At 68.3% G+C, this 5287-nt stretch carries 6 protein-coding genes; 4 read left to right on the forward strand and 2 right to left on the reverse strand.

Annotated features, from left to right (window positions below; translation table 11 throughout):
• The 4 genes from Q0176_RS07200 to Q0176_RS07215 all read left to right on the forward strand — a co-directional run.
• On the forward strand, window positions 1-635 hold a 635-nt coding region (locus Q0176_RS07200), incomplete at its 5' end, for a hypothetical protein (RefSeq protein ID WP_299300792.1).
• 257 nt (window positions 636-892) lie between these two features.
• Window positions 893-1396: a YbaK/EbsC family protein gene (locus tag Q0176_RS07205; protein ID WP_299075572.1), complete on the forward strand. Its 504-nt coding sequence runs from the start codon at window positions 893-895 to the stop codon at window positions 1394-1396.
• Window positions 1393-2265 carry a 16S rRNA (adenine(1518)-N(6)/adenine(1519)-N(6))-dimethyltransferase RsmA gene (gene rsmA, locus Q0176_RS07210; protein ID WP_299300796.1) on the forward strand — a complete coding sequence of 291 codons (873 nt, stop codon included), beginning with the start codon at window positions 1393-1395 and terminating at the stop codon, window positions 2263-2265. The genes Q0176_RS07205 and rsmA overlap by 4 nt, the downstream gene beginning before the upstream one ends.
• A complete protein-coding gene (locus tag Q0176_RS07215) occupies window positions 2253-3152 on the forward strand; it encodes a hypothetical protein (protein ID WP_299300799.1) in 900 nt (299 codons plus the stop codon). The genes rsmA and Q0176_RS07215 overlap by 13 nt, the downstream gene beginning before the upstream one ends.
• On the opposite strand, the gene Q0176_RS07220 is transcribed toward Q0176_RS07215, so the two are convergent.
• Window positions 3142-4443 (reverse strand): replication-associated recombination protein A, encoded by a 1302-nt coding sequence (locus Q0176_RS07220; RefSeq protein ID WP_299300802.1) that lies wholly within the window; start codon window positions 4441-4443, stop codon window positions 3142-3144. The two genes, Q0176_RS07215 and Q0176_RS07220, sit on opposite strands and share 11 nt — an antisense overlap.
• A 9-nt stretch (window positions 4444-4452) precedes the next feature.
• Window positions 4453-5287: HAD-IA family hydrolase (locus Q0176_RS07225; RefSeq protein ID WP_299300806.1), on the reverse strand; the 835-nt coding region annotated here is incomplete at its 5' end.

Raw genomic sequence — 5287 nt, forward strand, 5'->3', positions numbered from 1 at the left:
CACCCAACGAGATACAGAAGGATTCCTCTGCCGGTCTTGACTACCAGGTGGGGCTCACCAACGACAAGGGAGCCTTCGGGTTCTCGGCCGGGACGAAACCGGGCGATAGGGGAAAGCTTGTGCTGAAAATGGAGCATGGGGGGACATCCTCCAAGTTTACCTTCGAGATCACCGCAAAAGATCCGGTCAGCGTAGATCAGAGCAAGGCGGCGCTCGCTATCGACACCTCGAAGAGGTCGGAGGATACGCTGACCTTGACGCTCAAAGGCAAGGCCGGAGCGGTCGACAAGGACCTCAAGATCGCCGGCGTCACGTTCGACTTCGACCCCGCAAAACTGGACGCGGCCAAGCTCTCCCTCACCTGGGACGGCGCCGCCAACAATATCCAGGCCAAGGTGCTCGACGCGGCCTACAGCGTCAAGGACGTTCCGGTGAAGGCCAAGGTGGACGTGACGTTTACCGGCGTGGACGGCCAGAACTGGACCCTTTCCGAGGCCGTCAACTTCACGGTCACGTCCGGAAAAGCCTCTGGCGGCGGTGGGGGTAGCGGCGGTGGCGGCGGATGCAGCGCGGGCTACGCCTTCCTGGCTCTGCTGGGGCTCCTTCCGCTGGTCTCGAGGATGAAAAAACGATAATCGATAACGGATCGAATGCAGCTTGAGAGCGGGGGCCGATATCCGGCCCCCTTCTCTTATTTTGAAGAGATCCCCGGAAAGGCACCCGATGCATCATCTCAAGCCATTCGAGGAATTGACAGGGGCCGGCGGTCAGCGCTTCCTTGGAATTGGAATCGAAGGTGGGGTAGAATGAAAGCGCCTGCCGGGAACTCAGCCTCTGTGGAGGCCGGGGCGGGCGTTCTTGCAAAAGATTACGGGTGAGGGGGATTTTGCCGATGTTGGAGTCGCAGGAGGCCGAACGGGCCGTGTCGAAGGTCCGGTCCGCCCTGGACGAGGCCGGAGCTGAGGATATCGCGATCACGATGGCCGAGGGCACGATCTTTACGGTGGAGGATGCCGCCGGAACCCTGGGCGTTCCGCCAAGCGAGATCCTCAAGAGCCTGGTGTTTCTGGTGGACGGAAACCCCTGTCTGGTCCTGATGAGCGGGGTCAACAGGGTGGATGCGCGGGCGGTCGCCAAGGGCCTTGGTGGGAAGAGATCCCGAATGGCCCCGCCCGATTTCGTGTTCGAGCATTTCGGCTTTCGGGTGGGCGGCGTGCCGCCCCTGGGATACCCCGAACGGCTTCCGGCCCTGCTCGACGAGGACCTGTTCCGCTATCCCGTCGTCTGGGCCGCCGCGGGGACGGACCACGCCTTCTTCCCCGTAGCCCCCGAGCGTCTGCTCGCCATGACCGGCGGGACGAGGACCGTGCTCAGAAAGGAGCCCGCGGAACGGTGAGCCGTCTGCCGGGGGAGGGCGCGGAGGGGTTTCGGACCCTGCGCCGCTACGGACAGAACTTTCTGGTGGATCGCGGGGTGCTGGAGGATATCGTCCGCCGCGCCGCGATAGGGGAGGAGGATGTCGTCCTGGAGATCGGCCCCGGCCAGGGGGTCCTGACCCGCGCCCTCCTGGAGCGCGGCTGCGCGCATCTCCATGCCGTGGAGCTCGACGAGCGGCTCAGGCCGTATCTGGAGGGGCTGGCCTCTCGGGAGCCGCGGCTGTCCCTTCACTGGGGCGACGCCCTGCGCATGGACTGCGGGGCCCTCTCCCCCTTCCCCCGAAAGGTGGTCGCGAACATCCCCTACAACATCACGACCCCCCTGATCTGGTCCCTGCTGCGCCTTGGGGCGAGGGGGCTCCGGCATCATCTGTACATGGTCCAGAAGGAGGCGGCGGACCGCCTTACGGCGTCGGCGGACACGAAGGAACGCTACCCTCTGGGGGTGGCCCTGGAGGTGATGGGGGCGGTCGAACGGGTGCGCCGGGTTCCGCCCTCCTGTTTTCGCCCCAGGCCGAGGGTGGACTCCGAGGTGATCGAGATCGTGCTCTCCCGGAACTTTCACCTGATGGAGGACGGGCTGTGGAGCGGCCTGCTCCACAGGGCCTTCGCCCAGAGGCGGAAGACGCTCTTCAACAACCTCAAGGGCTTCGAGGGCCTCGAGGATTGGGAAGGGCGCCTGAGGGAGGCGGGCATCGACCCGCGGAGCCGGGCCGAGGACCTGGAGGGCGATGCCTGGCTGTCCCTCTACGGGACCCTCCGGACGCGCCTCGGCGGAATGGCCGTGCGTCCTCCGGAGATGCCTGAGGGGCCCCCGTGTGGCCGATAAGGCTGTTCGCCGCCGTCCTGCTCCTGCCCCTGGCCGCCCTGGCGGCGCGGACCGCCGACGGAATCGCGCGCGTCGTCGTCGCCCGGCTCCGCGGAGCGCCCCTGCCGCCGGTCCGGGATGCGGCCGGTCTTGCCTCCCCCGATACGATTGGGCCGATGGGGAGTGATGCCCCCTCGTATCGGGCTGCCTCGCCGCTCTCCATATCGTTACTTTCCATCTCATCGCTTTCCGGGGTCCTGGCCCTGGCGTCCTTCCTTTTTATCCCCCCTGGGCGTTTTCCGGCGGTACTCGGGACGGACATCGACATCGTCCTGATCCCCACCCTTCTCCTTCTGAGCGGATGGGCCGGGACGGCGGGACGAAGAAGCCCTTGGGCCTCGCTTTGGGGCTGGGCCCTTCCCGTCGCGGCCGTCATCGGCTCCGCGTCCTGGGTGGCCTGGCGCAAGGGGATGCCGGGGGCCCCTCTGGGGCTCGCGGTCTTCGTCACGAGGTCCGTCTGGTCGGTCACGGAGGGGGCGGGGGCCCTGGGGCTCTCGGCCGTTGCGGCCGCTACGGCCCTCGTACTGCCCCTCTTCAAGCTCGGGGACGACGAGGGCCCGGCCTCGGCTCGGGCCGCGGACTCCATACGAGGGCTTGCCATGGCAGCCCTTGGGGTCTCGCTCTTCGCGCCCTTTTCGACCCTGGATCTGTTCGAGAGGGGCGGTTTTCTCATGGCCGTCGTCGACCTTCCCCTGTTCTGGGTCAAGGCCGTCCTGGCCCGGGCGGCCGCGGGGGCGTTTTTCGGGCGTCTCTCCCTCCGTCTCGGCCTCGAACGCGCCGCGCGGTTCTGCTTCGCATCCGCAGCGGGGCTGGCCCTGGCGGGCGGCCTGCTGGTCCTTACGGCATAGGCCCGGTGGAACCGGAACCGCCCGGGGACTCGGGGGGCTCGGAAAAGCGCCGCCACAGCCGGCGCAGCCGCGAGGCGATCCGTTCCTCATAGCCCAGGGACCCCGGGTGGTAGAACCTCCGCGGAACCTCCAGATACTTTTGGGGCAGCCAGTGGCGCGGGTCGTCGTGGGGGTAGAGGTAGCCGCTGCCGTCGGGCCTGAGGTGGTGGGGGACGGGCTGGAGTTCCCCCTTCTCGATGGCCCTCATGGCCCTGTCGACGGCGAGGTAGGCGCTGTTGCTCTTCGGGGCTGCCGCCAGGTAGATGACGGCCTCGGAGAGGATGATGCGGGCCTCCGGAAGGCCCGTCATGTCGGCGGCGTAGGAGGCCGCGGCCGCGATCTGAAGGGCGGCCGGGTCCGCCAGCCCGATGTCCTCCGCTGCCGATATCAGGATGCGGCGACAGATGAAGCGGATGTCCTCACCCCCCTTGAGCAGACGGGAGAGCCAGTAGAGCGCGGCGTCGGGGTCCGAGCCCCGGATGCTCTTGATCAGGGCCGAGGCGATGGCGTAGTGGTCGTCGCCCGACCGGTCGAAGCGGATGTGTGCGCTCCCAGCGACCTGTTCGACGTGCCCCTCCGTCAGCTCGGTCCCCCCCGAGGCTGCTGCGAAGGCCGCGGCGGCCTCGAGACGGGTCAGGGCCTGGCGGACGTCTCCCCCCGACGAGAGCGCGAGGGATCGGAGGACTGCATCCGACGCGTCGAGCTCCAGCCCCCCAAGGCCGCGTTCCCCGTCCCTCAGGGCCCGGCGCAGCAGAGGCAGCAGATCGTCCGCCTCCAAGGGATGGAGATCGAACACGATCATCCGGGAGAGCAGGGTCTTGTTGATCTCGTAGCGGGGGTTCTCCGTCGTTGTCCCGATCAGGATCAGGTCCCCTCTCTCCACGGAGGGCAAAAGCACGTTCTGCTGAGAGCTGTTGAAGTGATAGAGCTCGTCCACGAACGCGACTGCGGAGGTTCCCCCGCTCATGGCCTTGAGGCGCTTGGCCTCCTCCACCAGGTCCCTCAGCTCCGCGACCTTCGCGGTGACGGCGTTGATCTCCAGGAGACTGCGCTCGGTACGCCCGGCGATCAGGCGCACGAGGGTGGTCTTGCCGACGCCCGGGGGCCCGTAGAGGATGCAGCTGGGTACTCGCCCCGCCTCGATGAGCGTCCGAAGCGGCGCGCCCGGCCCCATCAGATGCCTCTGCCCGCAGTACTCGTCGAGCGTCCGGGGCCTCATGCGCTCGGCCAGGGGGACTTCAAACTCCTTCATGACGCGCCCTCATGACGGAAGGTCGCTGCCCGACATGTCGGACAGAAAGGCGTCCGGATCGGCGTCCGAGAGGTCGGGAACCGTGACGGGCGACAGCCTCGCCGGTGCGGGGTCCGTTTCGGTCAGGACCCGCACGCAGGGCCAGCGCGGGACCAGGACCTCCCGCAGGACCTCCGGGAGGGGACGGTCGATCAGGCGGGGCGGAAGGCTCGAGTCCTCCCAGTCCTCCATTCGGAGCCGGGCATCCTTCGGAACGGACAGATAGACCGCGCCCCGCCGCGCCAATCGGAGGGCCTGGCGGAGCGCGCCCGCCTCCGGCAGAATCCATAGGCGCCGGTTCACGGCGCGGAGGTAGTCCTCTCCTCTCTCCGCAGCGAGGCTGCGGTACTCCCAGGGGACGAGGGGCGAGGGGGCCTTCAGGGCCGCCAGGAAACCGCGGAGCGTGGGGTAGGCCGCGTCGGCAAGGCCGCCCCACTCCACGTTGTCCCGTCCGGCCAGCACGCAGCGGACCGCCGCGCGCCGCGCGCCGAGCATGTCGTAAATGAAGTCCCCCACCATGACGCAGTCGTCCGGGGCGACACCCAGGCGTTCGGCCGCCAGGAACAGCGCCTCGGGCTCGGGTTTGACGGCGGGGTCCTCCCGGGTGAGCAGGACGGGAGGAAGCTCGATCCCGCACCGCTCAGCCGCCAGCAGGATGGAGTCCCGGCAGTTCCGCGAGACGACGGCCCAGGGTTTCCCGCAGTCCCTCAGCCAGGCGATGAACTCGTGCGCGCCGGGGACCGGGACGGCCCTGTCCGCGCCCTCCATCTCGACGCGCCGGACCTCGTCCCTGATCTCCTCCCGG

Origin of the sequence: uncultured Fretibacterium sp. (assembly GCF_938040765.1) — a bacterium.
Classification (GTDB): domain Bacteria; phylum Synergistota; class Synergistia; order Synergistales; family Aminobacteriaceae; genus CAJPSE01.

Excerpts from the sequence above, each read along its gene's own strand:
- Q0176_RS07205 (WP_299075572.1), top strand. The coding sequence starts at position 893 with ATGTTGGAGTCGCAGGAGGCCGAACGGGCCGTGTCGAAGGTCCGGTCC.
- Q0176_RS07220 (WP_299300802.1), bottom strand. The coding sequence starts at position 4,443 with ATGAAGGAGTTTGAAGTCCCCCTGGCCGAGCGCATGAGGCCCCGGACG.